The following is a 16,369-nucleotide window of genomic DNA, read 5'->3' as shown; positions in this document are numbered from 1 at the left end:
GCGCAGGACGGCGCGACGCCGCCCAACGCCCTCCTTCTTTAACGCACGCCGGACAGCGGGCGGATCTCTTTCGAGCGCAGCGTCAGGCGGACGGGGACCGACTTATAGGAGGGCGTCCCGCTCTCTTCATCCAGATAGTTCAGCGGCACCAGCACGTTGGCTTCCGGATAATAGGCGCCGACGGTGCCGGGCGCGATGCCATAGGCCACCACCGTGATATCTCTGAGCGTCAGCGAGCTGCCCGGCAGCGCAGTGTGGATATCGACCCGATCGCCATGCTCCAGACCCTGGGCGGCCATATCCTGCTCGTTCATAAACAGCACGTCGCGACGGCCGAAGACGCCGCGGTAGCGGTCATCCATAGCGTAGATGGTGGTGTTGTACTGGTCGTGGCTGCGCAGGGTCACTAAGCGCATCACCTCCTCGCCCTCCACCACCACGTTCTCATGCACGCCTTTGAAAACCGAGAACATGGCTTTGCCGGTGGCGGTAGGCCAGATGCGCTCGGTCGGCGGCAGCGGCATGCGAAAGCCCCCGGGGTGGCGAATGCGCTGGTTATAATTTTCGAACCCCGGAATGGTCTGTTCGATCAGATCGCGAATACGGTCGTAATCTTCCACCAGATACAGCCAGTCCACTTTGCTGGCCGGCAGAGTGGCCTTCGCCAGACCGGCGACAATCGCCGGCTCCGAGCGCAGCGTCGGCGAGGCGGGTTTTAGCTTGCCTGACGAGGCATGCACCATCGACATCGAATCCTCGACGGTGATCGACTGTCGGCCGCTGGCCTGCAGGTCAAGCTCGGTGCGGCCAAGGCACGGCAGAATAAAGGTCTCTTTCGCCGTCAGCAGGTGCGAGCGGTTGAGCTTGGTGCCGACGTGCACGCTGAGCTCAAGGCCGCGCATCGCCGGGAAGGCGCGTTCGTGATCCGGCATCGCCACGGCGAAGTTGCCCCCGAGGCAGATCAGGGCTTTGGCGTCGCCGGCGATCATGGCCTCCAGCGCCTTCACCGCATCGTGACCATGATGCCGCGGCGGCGTGATCCCCATCACCCGCTGCAGGCTGTCGAGGAAGGCCGCGGAAGGTTTTTCGCTGATCCCAACGGTGCGGTTTCCCTGCACGTTAGAGTGGCCGCGCAGCGGACAGATGCCGGCCCCCGGCTTGCCGATATTGCCGCGCATCAGCAGCAGGTCGGCAATCAGCCGGACGTTGGAAGTGCCTTTATTATGCTGAGTGATCCCCATGCCGTAGGTGACGATGGTGGCCCTGGATTTGGCGTAGGCCACGGCGACCTGGGTCAGCGACTCGCGCGTCAGGCCGGACTCCTGCTCAATGTCCTGCCAGCGGGTGGCGTGCAGATCCTCGGCGAAGGCGGCGAACCCCTGGGTATGTTGCGCAATAAACGCGTGGTCGAGCACCTGGCCCTGCTCCTCCTCCAGCTGCAGCAGCGCTTTGGCGATCCCTTTCAGCGCCGCCGCGTCGCCGCCGGCCCGCACCTGGTAGTAGGTCGAGGCGATCGGCGTCGAGCGATACGTCGCCATCTCCATCACGTTTTGCGGGTCGGCAAAACGCTCCAGCGCCCGCTCACGCAGCGGATTAAAAACGATAATCGGCACGCCGCGGCGGGAAAGCTCATGCAGGGTGCCCATCATCCGCGGGTGGTTGGTGCCCGGATTATGGCCGATAGAGATCACCAGCTCGGTCTGGTCAAAATCATCGAGGGAAACGGTGCCTTTGCCAATGCCGATCGACTGCGGCAGGCCCACGCTGGTGGATTCATGGCACATGTTAGAGCAGTCGGGAAAGTTATTGGTGCCATACTCGCGGGCAAACAGCTGAAACAGCCATGCCGCTTCATTGGAGGCCCGTCCGGAGGTGTAGAATTCAACTTCATCCGGCTGCAGGCCGCGAAGGATCTCGCCGATACGGGCGAAAGCCTCTTCCCACGCCACCGGGCGCAGCGTGTCGCTGGCGCGGTCGTAAACCAAAGGGTGGGTTAAGCGGCCATAGCCCTCCAGTTCAAAATCGCTTTTCGCCAGCAGGGAGGTCACGGTGTTAGCCGCGAGGAACGCTGGCGTCACCCGTTTGGTGGTCGCCTCCCAGGTCACAGCTTTGGCGCCGTTTTCGCAAAACTGAAAAGTGGATTTATGCTCTTTATCCGGCCAGGCGCAGCCCGGGCAATCGAAGCCGTCAGGCTGGTTGGTTCGCAGCAGCGTGGCGGGCGCTTCAAAGGCATCCATCTGGGTACGCACGGCGATGGCCGTCGCCTTCAACGCGCCCCACCCGCCTGCCGGACCGTCATAAGGGTGAACACCGGGAACCGCGCGTCTTTTATTGGTCATCTTTTTACTCCTGCTGCTCTGTTCTGGCCGCCGCCAGCGGAAAAAAAGCGTGCGACGACCCCGGCGACGAGGCGTGGTGTGCGCGGCGTCACCTGATAAGAATGCTGTTTCTCAAGGATAGTACGATGGGAAAGCGTAGGTACTGCGTTTGTTAACCGAATAATAACATACACCACAAATCTGTATAATTGATGTTATCTATCGGGTGTTAAATTTAACTTATTTGCAAATTTTGCTTTTATCGCCCCCTCCGTGCGGCGGGTCGCATGGGCGCGGGAAAGTGATGACCGGGCAGCGGAAACTGCCCGGTGCGCAGGGGCTCAGGTCAGGTTGAAGTACCGGTCCGGACGCAGCGTCTCCGGCAGCGGATGTTGACCGGTCATGTCGAGCAGATTGCGCTCAATGGTATTGCACATCGCGTTCAGCGGCAGGTCGTTGGCGGCGGTGCCGAAGGGATCCTCCAGCTCTTCCGCCAGTGAATCCCACGACAAAAAGGTGTAGGAGATAAAGACCGAGACAAACGGCGTCATGTAGTGCAGATCCCCGACCAGGGCGAACGGCAGCAGCGTGCAGAACAGATACACGGTGCGCTGTAGGATCAGGGTATAGGCGAACGGCACCGGGGTGGTGGCCAGCCTTTCGCAGCCGCCCAGCACGTGCGCCAGCTCATCGAGTTTGTTGTCCATCAGCCCATAGGTGATGTCGCTAAGCTTGCCCGCCTCTCGCAGCTGGCCGATTTCGTTGCCGACCAGCAGCAGGATCCGGTTGGTGGGCATTGAGCTGGCGAGGATCTCCGCCACCTGGTCCGCCGGCAGCAACCGCCGCAGGTCAGCCGTCGGATCGGTTTTGCGCAGCTGGTGCTTCAGGCTCCAGCTAAAAGCCACCAGGTAGCTGACAATGCGGCGATGGGCATCGTGTTCGGCCGGCAGGATATTGCGCAACTGGCGCACCAGCGTACGTTCGGCGATAAGCACCGTCCCCCACAGATTGCGCGCCTCGACGAAGCGGCTGTAGCTGGCGCTGTTGCGAAAGCCGAGGAAAATCGCTATCGCGATCCCCAGCAGGCTGAACGGCGCCACCGTTAAGTGGATCCCCCACTGCGCGTACCATTGATAGCTGATAATGGCGATGATGGACATCAGCACATTAAGCAGCAGACGAAAGATGATTTTCGACAGCACGGAGCCGTGCCAGTCAAATAGGCGAAGAAACCAGTGTTGTTCTGGCCGAATGATCATTGTCTGACTTCCTGAATTACCGCTCTGGTTATTATCTCTTAATAAAAAATAGAGAGTATCGATGAACCGATTGGTTTATTTTATCGTTAACTGCAACGGGCAGATCTGCGCCATTATTTAGCGATGGTCATGGCCGGCTCAGTATGAGCCTTATTTATCGTTCGGGCAATCAAAGTGCGAGCGGGTGGCCGAGGAATAATGGCTCAGGGATAAAATAACCGCTGAGCCAGTCTGTTTTCCGCTTATGACGTCAGGCAGTTTGCCTCCCCCGGCGAACCGGCAACCGCCGCGCTGGGATCGAGATGCACCATCACATTGAGCACCGGATGGTGCGCTATGACCCGCGCCCGCGCCTGCCGGGCAATCTGATGCCCTTCGGCTACCGACAACTCTCCGGCCACCTCGAGATGGACATCCACCAGCACCAGATCCCCCGCCTTACGGGTTTTCAAATCGTGCAGACCCGCTACGCCCGGCGTGGCCCGCAGCGTGCCGGCGATCGCCCGCTGCGTCTCTTCATCGACGGCACGGTCCATTAAATCGTGCAGCGCGGTGGCGGCGAAACGATAGCCCATCCGCGTAATCACCAGCCCCACCGCCAGCGCGGCGAGCGGATCGAACCAGGCAAACCCGGCCAGATTACCGATAATCCCCAGCGCCACCACCAGGGATGACGCGGCGTCCGAGCGGGCATGCCAGGCGTTGGCGATGAGCAGCGAGGAGTTCAGCCGCCTGGCGGCCGCCAGCATATAGCGAAACAGTCCCTCTTTGACCACCAGCGCCGTCAGCGCCATCCACAGCGCCACGCTGTGCACCGGCGCAATCGTCTGCGGTTGCGCGAGATGACCCGCTGCAGACCACAGCATACCGACCCCGACCAGCGCCAGGATCGCGCCGAGGATCAGAGAGGCGCCGTTCTCATAGCGCCAGTGGCCATAATGGTGATCGTGGTCAGAGGGCCGGCGACTCTTTTTATTCGCCACCAGCACAACGCCATCGGCGAGCAGATCGGAAAAAGAGTGCATTCCATCGGCAATTAACCCCTGGGAACCCGAGAATATTCCCACCGCAATCTGCAACGTGGAGAGAAAAATATTGACCACCACGCTAACCAGGGTACTCTTTCGCGCCTGCTCCGAACGCTGATGATATTTATTATCATTGTCAAAATTATGTTGTGTCATTATTTCTCTCCCTCAGTGAGCGGGAAGAATAAACTGACAAGCTGAGTTTATGCTTAACAATATAAAAGCCATTGCCTTGCGGTTTAACGAATTCGCTGCGGTCGTTAATGAATAGATTCTGAAAGTGTGGCCGGAGAGGTACAACCGCGCGCGGATGGACTATCTTATCACTGGCGCCGACAGGTCGGGCCGCCTTCTCTTAGCCACCACAGGAGTCAGCGATGTCAGATATCACACCCTCCCGGCTGCGTTTTGCCATTAATCTGGGCAATGCGGTACTGGCCCATCCTGGCGAAAGGGGCGTGCCGACAGGCATTACCCCCGAGCTCAGCCATCGACTGGCGAAGCGCTGGGGCGTCGCCGCCGAGTTCGTCACCTATCCTGCCGCCGGTAAAGTGGTGGCCGACGCCGGCGGCGAACGTTGGGATATTGCCTTTCTGGCCATCGATCCGGCACGGGAGGCGACCCTGCGCTTTACCTCTCCCTATATCACCATCCAGGGAACCGCGCTGGTGAGAGCCGGTTCGCCCTGCCAGAGCGTGGCCGATATGGATCGCCCGGCAACCACGATTAACGTCGGGCAAAATGCCGCCTACGATCTGTGGCTAACCCGCCATCTGCAGCACGCCAGCCTGAATCGTCTCCCCTCCTCGCAGGAGGCCATCGACGCCTTCCTCGCCGGTGAAGGGGATATGGTCGCCGGCATCCGTCAGCCGCTGGAGGCGACAGCGCGCCGCCATCCGGAGGTGCGGGTCCTGGCGGATAATTTTACCGAGATCCACCAGGCCATCTGCGTCGCCCGGGAAGACGTGGCCCGCTTTAGCGCGGTGAACGACGCGTTGAACGAATGGCGAGCGGACGGTAGCCTGGAGGCGCTGATTGCCCGGCACCTGGGCGAGGCGGGCTGAATCACGCCTCCGCCATCCGGCGCATGGCGCAATGCCAGGCGCCGTTGCGTACCGAGGCGCGCAGCACGCGGGCGATAGCCTGCACCATCAGACGCGTCGTGCGCCGCTGCAGCGGCGTCAGCGACAGTCCCAGCATCTCCTGCGCCCATGGCGGCAGAAGATCGATCCCGGCCCGCATCATCACCTGGCCAACCGGCTGACTCAGGCGACCCGGCAGACGGGTGGTGAGCAGCACCTCGGCCACCTCCCGGGTACGTTCGTCACAGCGCAGCTGCGGGCGCATCGCCTCAAGATAGTCCGCGACCTCATTCGGCGTCCGGGGAATATCCTCGGCCCCCAGCCGGCGAGCGATCTCCGCCGACTCGCGAAAATAGTCCTCCTGGCGCTGGACGCTGACCACCGTGCGCTTATAGCGCAGGTGGGAGGCCATAAAGCGGCTGCACTCGGCGACATGCACCCAGGTCAACAGCGCCGGGTCGCTTGCCTGATACGGCGTGCCGTCCTTATCCACCCCGGCGATCCGCTGATGGATCCCCTGCACTTTGGCGATCAGCCGCTCCGCGTCAGGGGTGGCGGCAAAGGTGGTGGCGGAGATAAACTGACTGGTGCGGCGCAGGCGGCCAAAGATATCCTCGCGAAAACGGGAGTGGTCCCAGACGCCGGCCAGCGCCAGGGGATGCAGCATCTGCAGCAGCAGCGCGCTAATGCCGCCGCACAACATAGAGGTAAAATCGCCATGCACCTGCCAGATGGCTGATTGCGGACCAAACAGCCCCGGCTCCCCTTTGGGCTGTTCAAAATCAATCTCTTTTAGCGCCATGCCGGTCAGGCCGAGCACCTGCGCCTCGATCATCCCGCGAATGCCGATCATGATGGAGTCCTTTACGTTTGCGAAAGGACCCAAGATACCACTATTGCGCAGCGGAGGCAGTGGCGGGGAGAGAGATCGCGGGAACGGTGCCCGCAGAGTGCGGGCACGACAGCTTACGGATTCAGCTGGTAGTCGAGGGTGATATTGGCTTTCAGCACCTGCGATACCGGGCAGCCGGCCTTCGCTTTCTGGATGATCTCATCGAACGCCGCCGGCGCGACGCCCGGCAGGACAATCTGGCTTTGCAGCGCGATGTCGGTTATCGCAAACCCGCCGTCGGTTTTATTGAGGGTGACCACCGCGGTGGTGTCGATGGACGTCGCGGTATAGCCCTCTTCGCTGAGCATCAGCGACAGAGCCATCGAGAAGCAGGCGGCATGCGCGGCGCCGATCAGCTCCTCGGGGTTGGTGCCTTTCACCCCTTCAAAACGGGTGTTAAAGCCGTAGGGCTGCTGGCTCAGCGCCCCGCTCTCCGTCGACACGGTGCCTTTGCCATGTTTGAGATCGCCTTCCCAGTGCGCCAGCCCTTTCTTATGAATCGCCATATGACTCCTCCTGTGATGATGTCGAACAAAAAGTATAGTGCCTGATGCCGAACCTGCGTCTATTCTGCGGCCCGCCACCCCGGCATTCCCGAAAAGTACCCGTTGCGGGTGACGCTAACGGCCATCGTGAGGATGATAAGGATCGGTTTTGTCATCCTCGCTGTCGTCCCGTTTACGCGGCACTTCGCCCTGTTCGCCCGGCGCCTCGCGCGCAGGGTGCTTCCCGCGCTCCTCGCCATGCGGGTGAGATGTTGTGCTCATACCGGCAAGCTCCCCTTATTTAGGCGACTGTTTGAGCAGGCGATCGATACGCACTACCGGCGGCGTCATTTTGCGATCAAGGCTACCGTTAATACTGACCAGATCGTCAGGCTCTACATGCTGTTCATTAAACGCGGCAACCGGAATAATGGCGGTGATGGTGCCGCTTTTATCGCGAAACTGATAACGGTCATCTCCCTGCCGGGTCAGCAGATTGCCGCGCAGCGAAATCGTGGCGCCGTCGTGCATGGTTTTCGCCTGCTCAACGGTCATGATCCGCCCCTCCTCGACGCCGCGATAGCCGTCATCCAGTTTGTGCGGCGGCGGCGGCGCGGCATCCTGGCTAAAACCGCCCTTATCGTCCGCTTGCGCGACAGCGGCGGCAAACAAACAGGCCATGGCCAAGGCTAATTTTTTCATCATGCCTCCTTGTTTTTGCTGATGAACAGAATAAAGCCTGGCTGAGGCTGGCCATTTTTACAAAGTCAATTGTTCTGATATCGTCTAATATAAGAATGTCCTTATCGTTGCGCTGTTGCCGAAACGAAACGCGGGGAAAATAATAATGATTGAGAATCAACAGCCTTGTCCCATCGTCGACGAAAATGAACGAGCCCTCCGCTTTGAATATCGCTTCAGGCGCTATGGGATAATTGCACTCAGCCTCATTATCCTTACCGCGTTAAGCGGCCTGTGGTCCTCTGGTTATTTCAGTGAGGCGCACCGGGAAAGCGCCGGAGGTGAATTAATCGTCGATTACCAGCGTTATGCCAGACTGATGAGTGAAACCGAACTGAATATTCAGATCAAACCCACCCAGGAAAATGACACCACGATCAGCTTTGCCGCCACGTTATTAACTCACTACCAGCTTGGCGATATCCGCCCGCAGCCGGATAAAATGTACAGTGCCGACGGGAAATTATATCTGGTGTATCAGCGGACGACCAGCCGCTCGCCGCTCTCGGTGTGGTTAGCGATTACCCCCAAAACCATAGGCACTCTCTCCCTGCAGGCGGCCGTCAACGATCGCCCTGCCGTCAGCTGGCAGCAGTTTGTCTATCCGTAGGAGTCGCGATGGAAATGGTCCTTAGAGCCGCAGCAATCTATCTGATATTGCTGATTATTTTCAAGATTGCCGGCAGACGAACCCTGATGCAGTTAACGAATTTTGACCTGATATTGCTGCTGATTATCAGCGAAGCCACCCAGCAGGCGATGCTCAGCACAGACTATTCCGTCACCGGTTCGATGCTGACTATCGTCACCCTGGTCAGTATTGATATTTTATTTGGTTATATTAAGAAAAAATTTGCCCAGGCGGAAAATTTCCTTGATGGCACGCCGGTTATCGTGGTGGAAAATGGTGCTGTCATCGATGAGAAAATCAAGCTCGTCAATATTTCTGTCGATGATATCCTGCTGGCGGCCAGGCAGCACCATGGGATTTATGAACTGAAAGCGATCAAATTCGCTATTCTCGAACGTAACGGCCAGATATCCATTATTCCGCAACAGGAATAACACCGGAATAGCTATTTATCGCGCTCCGGTTGTTTATCCCCCGATTCCGGGGCGCGGGTGGCGTCATCCTCTTCTTTTTCAACGCTACGCGTGTTTAATGTCAACATTTTTCCTCCTCGCGGGTTGTCAGGGACCTTACAGATTATAGAACCTCAACGCCTGCTTATGCAGAAACAGGCCAGAGTCATCAGGATATGTCGCCTGATTCACACTGCGCTTATTCCAGGATATTTCCCACCTCACCGTTGCTATATGTGCTTAATAATTATTCGATCCGTGCAGCTTAAATTTACGATAGCGAAAAAATGAATGAGGTCACTATGTCCGTGATGGTTATTACCGGCGGAACCGCCGGGGCAGGAAAAGCCACCGCGCTGCGTTTCGCCCGCGCAGGGTATCACGTGGCGCTGATCGCCCGCGATGAAACGGGTCTGCAGGAGACGCAGCAGGCCTGCGAACGGTTTGGCGTCAAAACGCTGGCGATTAGCGCCGATGTTGCCGATGCCGGGGCTGTGCAGCGCGCCGCCGCCGAGGTGGAAGCCACCCTCGGTGCCATAGACGTCTGGATCAACAACGCCATGACCACCGTGCTGGCGCCCTTTCGTCAGATGAGCGACGACGAATTTCGCCGGGTGACGGAGGTGACCTATCTCGGCTATGTCAACGGCACCCGCGCGGCGCTGGAGGTGATGACGCCCCGGGATCGGGGGGTGATTATTCAGGCTGGATCGGCGCTGGCCTGGCGCTCGATCCCCCTGCAGTCGGCCTATTGCGGAGCCAAAGCGGCCATTCGCGGCTTCACCGATGCCGTGCGCACCGAGCTGATGCATGAGAAAAGCCACATCCAGTTGACCATGGTCCAGCTGCCGGGGATGAACACCGCTCAGTTTGGCTGGGCACGCAACAAAATGGATCAGGCCATGCAGCCGGTACCGCCGGTCTATCAGCCGGAGGTCGCCGCCGAGGCTATCTACAGCGTGATCCAGCGGCCGGTGAACGAGCTGTGGGTGGGGAAAAGCACCATCCAGTCGATCCTCGGCCAGGTCTTCTTCCCTCGTCTGCTCGATCGGCTGATGGTGAAGAAAGCGTGGGAGGGACAGTTTACCGGCCAGCCGAAGCCGGCAGAGCACCAGGACGACCTGTTCACGCCGGTGCGCGGCAATCATCCCGGACACGGCCCCTTTAACGATGGCGCACGGCGTAAAGCAGTGACCATCAGCGCCGATCTCCCGGGAAAAGTGGCTGTCGGCGTCGGCGTGGCGGTGGCGACGATGGCCCTGCGCGCGTTGTTCCGTCGACCGGGGAGACGGCGCTAAGGCAGGCTGCGGCTGAACCAGCGGTAGCCATACCCTGAGAGCGCCAGCCGCGCCTCTTTCCCGCCGCGCAGCCCGTCCTGGTAGAACTTATCTTCCAGAATCGGGCTCCAGTAGCCCTCGGCCAGCGGCGGGAGCTGGACCTCTACCGCCTGCTGGCCGCAGTTCGCCAGCATCAGCACCTCCCGCGATTCGCTGCGATAGCACAAGCCCAGCACCGCGGCAGGCTTCACCGTAAGGAGGGTAAAAGGGATGGATCCCGGTTCAGTATATTCCGTGCGCGCCAGCACCATATTGCGCACCCGATGCAGTAGCGAGCGGGGGTGGCGCAGCGCCGCTTCGACATTGATCCGCTGGTAGCGAAACCGTCCGCTGGCCACCGGTTTTACCGGCAAATCCTCCCGCGCCGCCCGGGAGAAGCCGCCGTTGGGCGCCGCCGACCACTGCATCGGCGTTCGGACCGCGTAGCGCTCCGGTAAGCGCAGATCGTCGCCCATACCAATCTCGTCGCCGTAGCGCATCACCGGCACGCCAGGCAGCGCCAGCAGGATAGCATGGGCCAGCGCGATGCGTCGGGTATCGCCACCCAGCATCGGCGCCAGCCGCCGGCGCACGCCGCGCTGGTAGACCGACATCGATTTATCCGGGGCAAAGGTACGGATAACCTGGCGCTTGTTGCGTTCGCCAATCCCCTCCAGGTCCAGTTCATCATGGTTACGCAGCCAGTTGACGAAGCAGCATCCGTCCGGCGGGGCCACCATCGCCTGCAGCGCCTTCACCACCGGTGTGGCGCGCTGCTGCGCCAGGCTGACATAGAGGTATTTATTAAGCCAGAAATTGAGCACCATCTGCAGCCGATCGCCGCGGCCGAAATAATGGCGATACGCTTCCACCTCCACGTCCACTTCACCCAACAGTATCGCGTCGGGATTGAGGCGCTGCACGACCTGGCGAAGATGCGTCAGCAGCGGGTAGCCCCGCGCCTCTTCGCCCTTCCCGGCCTGCTTCACCAGATGTGACGCCGCATCGAGACGAAATCCTGACACCCCGGCCTGCAGCCAGAAGGTGATGATGTTTTCTATTTCGGCGATCACCGGCGGATGAGCGAGATTCAGGTCGGGCTCATGCCGATAAAACATGTGACGATAGTATTGTCCGGCCTGGTCGTCCCAGCTCCAGACGCTCTCCTCGACGCCGGGAAACATGGGCGGATCGTCGTTCTCCGGCGGCCGATCGGCCCAAAGATAGTATGGCCGCCACGGCGAGCGGGGATCGCGTCGCGCCGCCTGAAACCACGGGTGCCGGGCGGAGGTGTGCTGGATAACCAGCTCAACGATCACCCGCAGTCCCAGCTCCCGGGCGCGGGCAATCAGCTCAATCACGTCGGCGATGGTCCCGAAGCGGGGATCGGGCTGCAGATGGTCGCTGATATCATAGCCATCATCCTGCAGTGGGGTGAGATAGAAAGGGGTCAGCCAGAGCACCGTCGCCCCCAGACTACGAATGTAGTGCAGCTTTTGGCGGATACCGGCAAGATCGCCAAACCCATCGCCGTTGGCATCGTAAAACAGAGAACTGTCCACCTGATAGATGACCGCTCTGTGAAACCACTCTTCCTGTTGCATCACTATCACCTTGCGTTCTGCCCGCCACTGTCAGCTTCCTCAGCGCGCCCTCCTGTTCCTGACGTCTGCTTTGCCGACAGGCGGTACGGGATCGGGCTCTGCAGGAGGGGCCCTGTTCGCCACCGCGTCCACCAGCGCCTGCTGCCTGGCGGTTAATTTCAGCGGAACCGCTTTCTCAGTGGCGAGCAGCGCGATGGTGTGGCGCTTAACCATAATTGACTCCGGCGGCTTATTGTCCGGCCTCAACGCCGGGCAGATTGTTATGCATCAGATATTGCCCGGTCAGCGCCGGCAGATGATGCAGCAGCCAGTCAGCCATCCCTCTCTCTTCGGCAAGGATCCCTTCCAGAGTAGGCATCGCGCTATGGTCCCCCACTCGCTTCGCCGCCGTTAATAAAGCGGTATAGCAGGCGACCTCAAAATGGGCAAAAACGTAGGCGGTGATAATCAGTTTAATGAGCTCATCGCCGGGCAGCATGATGCCAATAGTCTGACCCAGGGCTGCGACCCGGCTCATCGCATCCTTCAGCGCCGAGCGGGAAATGTGGTTGCGGGCGATAAGGTCCTGCAGGGCCGACAGTTGCCGACGGGTTTCATAGAGATGTTGTTCAAGGCGGGTCCGTAATTGCGGTTCATTATCGAGGCGTCTGATGGTGGCCATAAGCAGTGACTCGGCCTGTTTTTCCATGGCATGGGCATCGCGAAGCCAGTTATGGTAATTTTCACTATCCGTCATATCCACCTCTGATCATTAATTTTTTATTTTGACGGGGAATCTTCATTCTCTTCCGCCGCCTGGTCAGCTCGCGCTGCGCTATATCCGGATAAATGCCCAACAATATTAGCGTAAATACTGATGAGAATGACCCACAGGACGCTGTCTTTCCACCAGATTAACGAGGGTATCGCCAGCCCCACCCACATAACGGCGGCCACAAGATGACAACGCTTAATAAATACCGGTGTCAGTTTCATTTTATTACCTTAGATCTGAACAATATTTAGCAAGCGGATGTGTTGCTGCCCCCCCTGGTATCCGGCGGTTAATACTTGGCTGACAATATCTTCCCTTTCCAAAGCCATAAAAATAGTGCCGCCATTTACTCGCCCTTACCGCTTCGCCGGCACATTGCCGTTGCGGTAAACAGCGCTTAATAATTAAGGTTACTATAATTTAATTATCCTGCTCCTTTTCTTCCGTCGCGGACAATAGACGATGGGTAAGTGAAAGCGTTCGCAAATAAACAGAAACCTGCGGACCGCCAGGCCCACAGGTTTCTGTCCCGACGCCGTCGAAACGGCGTCATGGGTCATCAGTCGCTAGCTGTCGCCGGCTTTACGGCCGCCGCCATGACTGTTCTTACCACCCTTTTTACCGGCTTCGGATGCACGCTCAGGATCATTTTTAAAGTTCCCGCCGCTGTGCTGTCCACCTTTACGCCCGGCTTCGGATGCTTTTTCACGATCTTCTGCAAAATTACCTGAACCGCCTCTATGCTCTGCCATAATGTTCACCTTTGGTTTGATCAATATCGGTTGGTAAATGGAAAATGACCCTGTTACAAATCATCGCCCTCGATATCTAACACTAGAGGAATACCCGCAGGAGTCAAATTAATTCCGGCCATTAATCAGCGTTACCAATAAATAAATTAACCACAGCGAAGCGGCACTAAAAATTAATCTTTCTGCAACCCCTTCTTCGCTTTGGATTATATGCCCATTATGGTCTATTCTGCGGACAGCGATCCTCGTTTGTAAACAAATGAAAATAAAGTGATGAATAAATATTTCTTCCACCCCCGGACAGCCACCCTTACAAAAAATACCACCTAAGAGGCATGGCGTTATTAGCCATGCGTAGCGGGTTAACTTAATATTCCCTTTTTCACGACGCGTCTTCCTCTCCGTCTTTAAAAAATTTTCCCCAAGGAGAAAAATAGCCCAGCCACGTTAAATATTGATGGAATAATCCTAATTTCACCCCAGCGATATTAACGCAGCGCTATTCACTTAAATATGCCGGGGATCAGTCGGTTAAGGAATAACAGTACCTCTTTTCCCGGGCATTCACTGGCCCTGGGCGAATCACCCGGGGTCTGGCGATGGGGGAACCTGACCTATCCTTACAGCTGGCCCGTTCTGTCTGAAGGAGATGACTATGCAAGATGAAAAACCGCCAATGAAGAAATTACCCACCTCCATGTTGCCAGAAGAGACGGCTCCACGTCCGGAGTTCCCGGAGCAAGAACAAAACCCGCCGGGTCTGGATGCGGAAATGGAGCCGTCACCGGACCATGGGGAAACCAGCTACACCGGCACCGGGCGGCTGGCCGGTAAGAAAGCGCTCATTACCGGCGGTGACTCCGGCATTGGCCGCGCGGTGGCGATCGCCTTTGCCCGTGAAGGGGCCGATGTCGCCATAAGCTATCTGCCGGAAGAGCAAGAGGATGCCGATGAAGTCATCGCCCTGATCAAAGCCGAAGGCCGCACCGCGGTGGCCCTGCCGGGGGATATTCGCTCCGAGTCCTTTTGTCAGTCGCTGGTGGCCGATGCGGTGGAACAGCTGGGTGGCCTGAGCATCCTGGTCAATAACGCCGGGCGTCAGCAATATTGTGAGACTCTCGAGGAGCTCACCACCGAAGACTTTGACGCCACCTTTAAAACCAATGTCTACGCGCCGTTCTGGATCACCCGCGCCGCGCTGCCCCATCTCCAGGCCGGGAGCGCGATCATCAACACCACCTCGGTGCAGGCCTATAAACCCAGTCCGATCCTGCTCGATTACGCCCAGACCAAAGCCTGCCTGGCGATCTTCACTAAATCGCTGGCCAAACAGGTGGCAAAACGCGGCATTCGCGTTAACGCCGTGGCGCCAGGCCCTTACTGGACGGTACTGCAGTCCAGCGGCGGTCAGCCGGACGAGAAAGTGAAACAGTTCGGGAAGGACACGCCGATGGGGCGTCCGGGACAGCCGGTCGAGATCGCCCCGCTGTACGTCACCCTGGCATCCGATGCCTGCTCTTATACCTCCGGCCAGGTTTGGTGCTCTGACGGTGGGGACGGGGTAGTCTAAGCCTCCCGGCAGACCGGCGTGCGACATCGCGCGCCGGTTTTACCCTCCGCCCCCGGGGATTGGTATCTGCCCTCTCGCCTCGCCGGCGCGGCGATTTTTCCTCTCCTGCAGCCTACCGGCCGCATGCTATGATACTCGCCCGCCGCTGTGCGCTAACCCCGGCCCTGACGCCAATCCTGAGGACGACAGATGAGTAATGACATCCCCCTGAAATTTTATGACATCGTGGACGAATACGAGACCGAAGCGGCTGCCCCGGTTAAGGATGAGGAACGCGATGCGCTGGCGCGCTATTTTCAGCTGCTGATTGCGCGGTTAACCAATAACGAAGAGATCGACGAAGAAGCACAGCAGGAGATGGCCCGCAAGGCGGCCATTGACGAGCGCCGTATTGACGATATCGCTAACTTCCTCAATCAGTGGGGCAACGAGTAAGTCTTATCGTCAGCTCACCGGCAGGGCCGCCGCCCGCCGGTATTGCCGCTGAAGGCGACGCCGCTGCTCAGGCATCGGCGAGCGTTTCCCCCAGACGTCGCTGCAGCGCATCCAGAAACAGCGGCAGCCCATCGGGCTGATAGTCGCGGGAAAGATAGATGCCGTAAACGCTCAGCGCCTTCGGCGTCCAGTCAGGCAGCACCACCTCCAGCGCGCCGCTGGCAATCGCGCCCCGCGCCTCCAGTTCGGGGAGCATCGCGATGCCGCACCCGGCGACCGCCGCCTCCAGCAGCAAGGAAGAGATCCCCGCGCTCAGATTACCGTTCACCGACACCGACGCCTCCTGCCCCTGCGCATCGCTGAACTGCCAGCGCTGGCCGGCAAAATGGCTGTATAACAGGCAGTTATGCTGTTGCAGATCGTCAAGCGTCGTCAGTGGACCATGCTGGCGGAGCCAGCGCGGCGCAGCGCAGAGTAGCGACCGGCACACGCCGAGACGGCGAGCGATAGCCCCGGCCTCCGGATTATCGGTAATGCGAATGGCCACGTCGATGCGCTCGCCGATCAGACTGACCGGATGGTTATTGATATCCAGCTCCAGGCGCAACAGCGGATAGCGAGCGAGAAAGTCCGGCAGCAGCGGAGAGATCAGCTGCATCGCGGTAAAATGCGCGCACGCCACCCGCAGCGTGCCGCTGGGGTCGGCCCGCTGGCGCTCGCCGGCGATTTCATCGGCGATCCGCGTCAACCCGCGGGTCTTGAGCAACACCGTCTCCCCCGCCGGGGTCAGCGTCAGCCGCCGGGTTGAGCGATGGATCAGCCGGGCGCCGGCCCAGCTCTCCATCTGTTCCAGATAGCGGCTGACCATCGGGCGCGACATCCCCAGCGCGCGCGCCGCGGCGCTGAGGCTTCCCAGTTCGCAAATCCGCAGATATACCTGCGCCGCAATCACCCTGTCCATCACGCCCCCTTCATCTGCACGATTTATGAAACTCAGCATCTCTTATTTCAGGAATTCTATCAAATAGCGAAATCCGTACAATGCTACGC

At 59.1% G+C, this 16,369-nt stretch carries 19 protein-coding genes; 6 read left to right on the top strand and 13 right to left on the bottom strand.

Translation table 11 applies throughout. The features are described 5' to 3' along the window. Positions 1–38 precede the first annotated feature (38 nt). From ABLV52_RS06745 to ABLV52_RS06735, 3 genes are all read right to left on the bottom strand, one after another. Positions 39–2,339: an FdhF/YdeP family oxidoreductase gene (locus ABLV52_RS06745; protein WP_065881671.1), complete on the bottom strand. Its 2,301-nt coding sequence runs from the start codon at positions 2,337–2,339 to the stop codon at positions 39–41. A 320-nt stretch (positions 2,340–2,659) separates the two neighbouring features. Then, a complete protein-coding gene (locus ABLV52_RS06740) occupies positions 2,660–3,577 on the bottom strand; it encodes a bestrophin family ion channel (RefSeq protein ID WP_032452977.1) in 918 nt (305 codons plus the stop codon). 242 nt (positions 3,578–3,819) lie between these two features. Next, entirely contained in the window at positions 3,820–4,761 is a 942-nt protein-coding gene (locus tag ABLV52_RS06735; RefSeq protein WP_064154566.1) for a cation diffusion facilitator family transporter, read from the bottom strand. A gap of 221 nt (positions 4,762–4,982) precedes the next feature. On the opposite strand from ABLV52_RS06735, the gene ABLV52_RS06730 reads away from it, so the two are divergent. Further along, positions 4,983–5,669, top strand: a complete 687-nt coding sequence (locus ABLV52_RS06730; protein ID WP_023289818.1) for an ABC transporter substrate-binding protein — start codon at positions 4,983–4,985, stop codon at positions 5,667–5,669. Position 5,670: 1 nt separating this feature from the next. Here ABLV52_RS06730 and ABLV52_RS06725 read toward each other — a convergent pair whose 3' ends face one another. From ABLV52_RS06725 to ABLV52_RS06710, 4 genes are all read right to left on the bottom strand, one after another. Beyond that, the gene (locus ABLV52_RS06725) at positions 5,671–6,540 is read right to left on the bottom strand and encodes an oxygenase MpaB family protein (RefSeq protein WP_023289819.1); all 870 of its coding nucleotides are present in this window, start codon (positions 6,538–6,540) and stop codon (positions 5,671–5,673) included. Between the two features lie 113 nt (positions 6,541–6,653). Continuing rightward, positions 6,654–7,085 (bottom strand): OsmC family protein, encoded by a 432-nt coding sequence (locus ABLV52_RS06720; protein WP_004202630.1) that lies wholly within the window; start codon positions 7,083–7,085, stop codon positions 6,654–6,656. 114 nt (positions 7,086–7,199) lie between these two features. Further along, positions 7,200–7,346, bottom strand: coding sequence for a hypothetical protein (locus ABLV52_RS06715; protein ID WP_032452980.1), 147 nt, complete (start codon positions 7,344–7,346; stop codon positions 7,200–7,202). Positions 7,347–7,361: 15 nt separating this feature from the next. Further along, on the bottom strand, positions 7,362–7,766 hold the full coding sequence (locus tag ABLV52_RS06710) for a YdeI family stress tolerance OB fold protein (protein WP_032452981.1): 405 nt from the start codon (positions 7,764–7,766) through the stop codon (positions 7,362–7,364). A gap of 145 nt (positions 7,767–7,911) precedes the next feature. On the opposite strand from ABLV52_RS06710, the gene ABLV52_RS06705 reads away from it, so the two are divergent. The 3 genes from ABLV52_RS06705 to ABLV52_RS06695 all read left to right on the top strand — a co-directional run bounded on the left by ABLV52_RS06705 (position 7,912) and on the right by ABLV52_RS06695 (position 10,186). After that, the gene (locus tag ABLV52_RS06705) at positions 7,912–8,415 is read left to right on the top strand and encodes a hypothetical protein (RefSeq protein ID WP_348890195.1); all 504 of its coding nucleotides are present in this window, start codon (positions 7,912–7,914) and stop codon (positions 8,413–8,415) included. 8 nt (positions 8,416–8,423) lie between these two features. Continuing rightward, positions 8,424–8,870, top strand: coding sequence for a YetF domain-containing protein (locus tag ABLV52_RS06700; protein WP_023289822.1), 447 nt, complete (start codon positions 8,424–8,426; stop codon positions 8,868–8,870). Positions 8,871–9,190: 320 nt separating this feature from the next. Beyond that, positions 9,191–10,186, top strand: coding sequence for an SDR family oxidoreductase (locus tag ABLV52_RS06695; RefSeq protein WP_232712502.1), 996 nt, complete (start codon positions 9,191–9,193; stop codon positions 10,184–10,186). On the opposite strand, the gene ABLV52_RS06690 is transcribed toward ABLV52_RS06695, so the two are convergent. The 5 genes from ABLV52_RS06690 to ABLV52_RS06670 all read right to left on the bottom strand — a co-directional run bounded on the left by ABLV52_RS06690 (position 10,183) and on the right by ABLV52_RS06670 (position 13,314). Further along, positions 10,183–11,808, bottom strand: a complete 1,626-nt coding sequence (locus tag ABLV52_RS06690; protein ID WP_348890194.1) for an alpha-amylase family protein — start codon at positions 11,806–11,808, stop codon at positions 10,183–10,185. The two genes, ABLV52_RS06695 and ABLV52_RS06690, sit on opposite strands and share 4 nt — an antisense overlap. A 39-nt stretch (positions 11,809–11,847) precedes the next feature. Further along, positions 11,848–12,021, bottom strand: a complete 174-nt coding sequence (locus tag ABLV52_RS06685; protein ID WP_044523443.1) for a hypothetical protein — start codon at positions 12,019–12,021, stop codon at positions 11,848–11,850. A gap of 16 nt (positions 12,022–12,037) precedes the next feature. Then, positions 12,038–12,544, bottom strand: a complete 507-nt coding sequence (locus ABLV52_RS06680; RefSeq protein WP_023289827.1) for a ferritin-like domain-containing protein — start codon at positions 12,542–12,544, stop codon at positions 12,038–12,040. 23 nt (positions 12,545–12,567) lie between these two features. After that, the gene (locus ABLV52_RS06675) at positions 12,568–12,783 is read right to left on the bottom strand and encodes a hypothetical protein (protein WP_004202641.1); all 216 of its coding nucleotides are present in this window, start codon (positions 12,781–12,783) and stop codon (positions 12,568–12,570) included. A gap of 345 nt (positions 12,784–13,128) precedes the next feature. Next, positions 13,129–13,314, bottom strand: coding sequence for a general stress protein (locus tag ABLV52_RS06670; protein ID WP_008804757.1), 186 nt, complete (start codon positions 13,312–13,314; stop codon positions 13,129–13,131). Between the two features lie 655 nt (positions 13,315–13,969). Here ABLV52_RS06670 and ABLV52_RS06665 point away from each other — a divergent pair. Together ABLV52_RS06665 and ABLV52_RS06660 are read left to right on the top strand one after the other, a co-directional pair. After that, the gene (locus tag ABLV52_RS06665) at positions 13,970–14,884 is read left to right on the top strand and encodes an SDR family oxidoreductase (protein WP_023289828.1); all 915 of its coding nucleotides are present in this window, start codon (positions 13,970–13,972) and stop codon (positions 14,882–14,884) included. Between the two features lie 189 nt (positions 14,885–15,073). Beyond that, positions 15,074–15,319 carry a YmjA family protein gene (locus ABLV52_RS06660; RefSeq protein ID WP_348890193.1) on the top strand — a complete coding sequence of 82 codons (246 nt, stop codon included), beginning with the start codon at positions 15,074–15,076 and terminating at the stop codon, positions 15,317–15,319. 67 nt (positions 15,320–15,386) lie between these two features. On the opposite strand, the gene ABLV52_RS06655 is transcribed toward ABLV52_RS06660, so the two are convergent. Further along, entirely contained in the window at positions 15,387–16,280 is an 894-nt protein-coding gene (locus ABLV52_RS06655) for a LysR family transcriptional regulator (RefSeq protein ID WP_132133579.1), read from the bottom strand. Between the last annotated feature and the right edge of the window lie 89 nt (positions 16,281–16,369).

It is taken from the genome of Klebsiella sp. GB_Kp056, assembly GCF_040064755.1.
Classification (GTDB): domain Bacteria; phylum Pseudomonadota; class Gammaproteobacteria; order Enterobacterales; family Enterobacteriaceae; genus Klebsiella; species Klebsiella quasipneumoniae.
The sequence above is the reverse complement of the archived record's forward strand: the minus strand, read 5'-3'. Positions and strand labels throughout refer to the sequence as shown.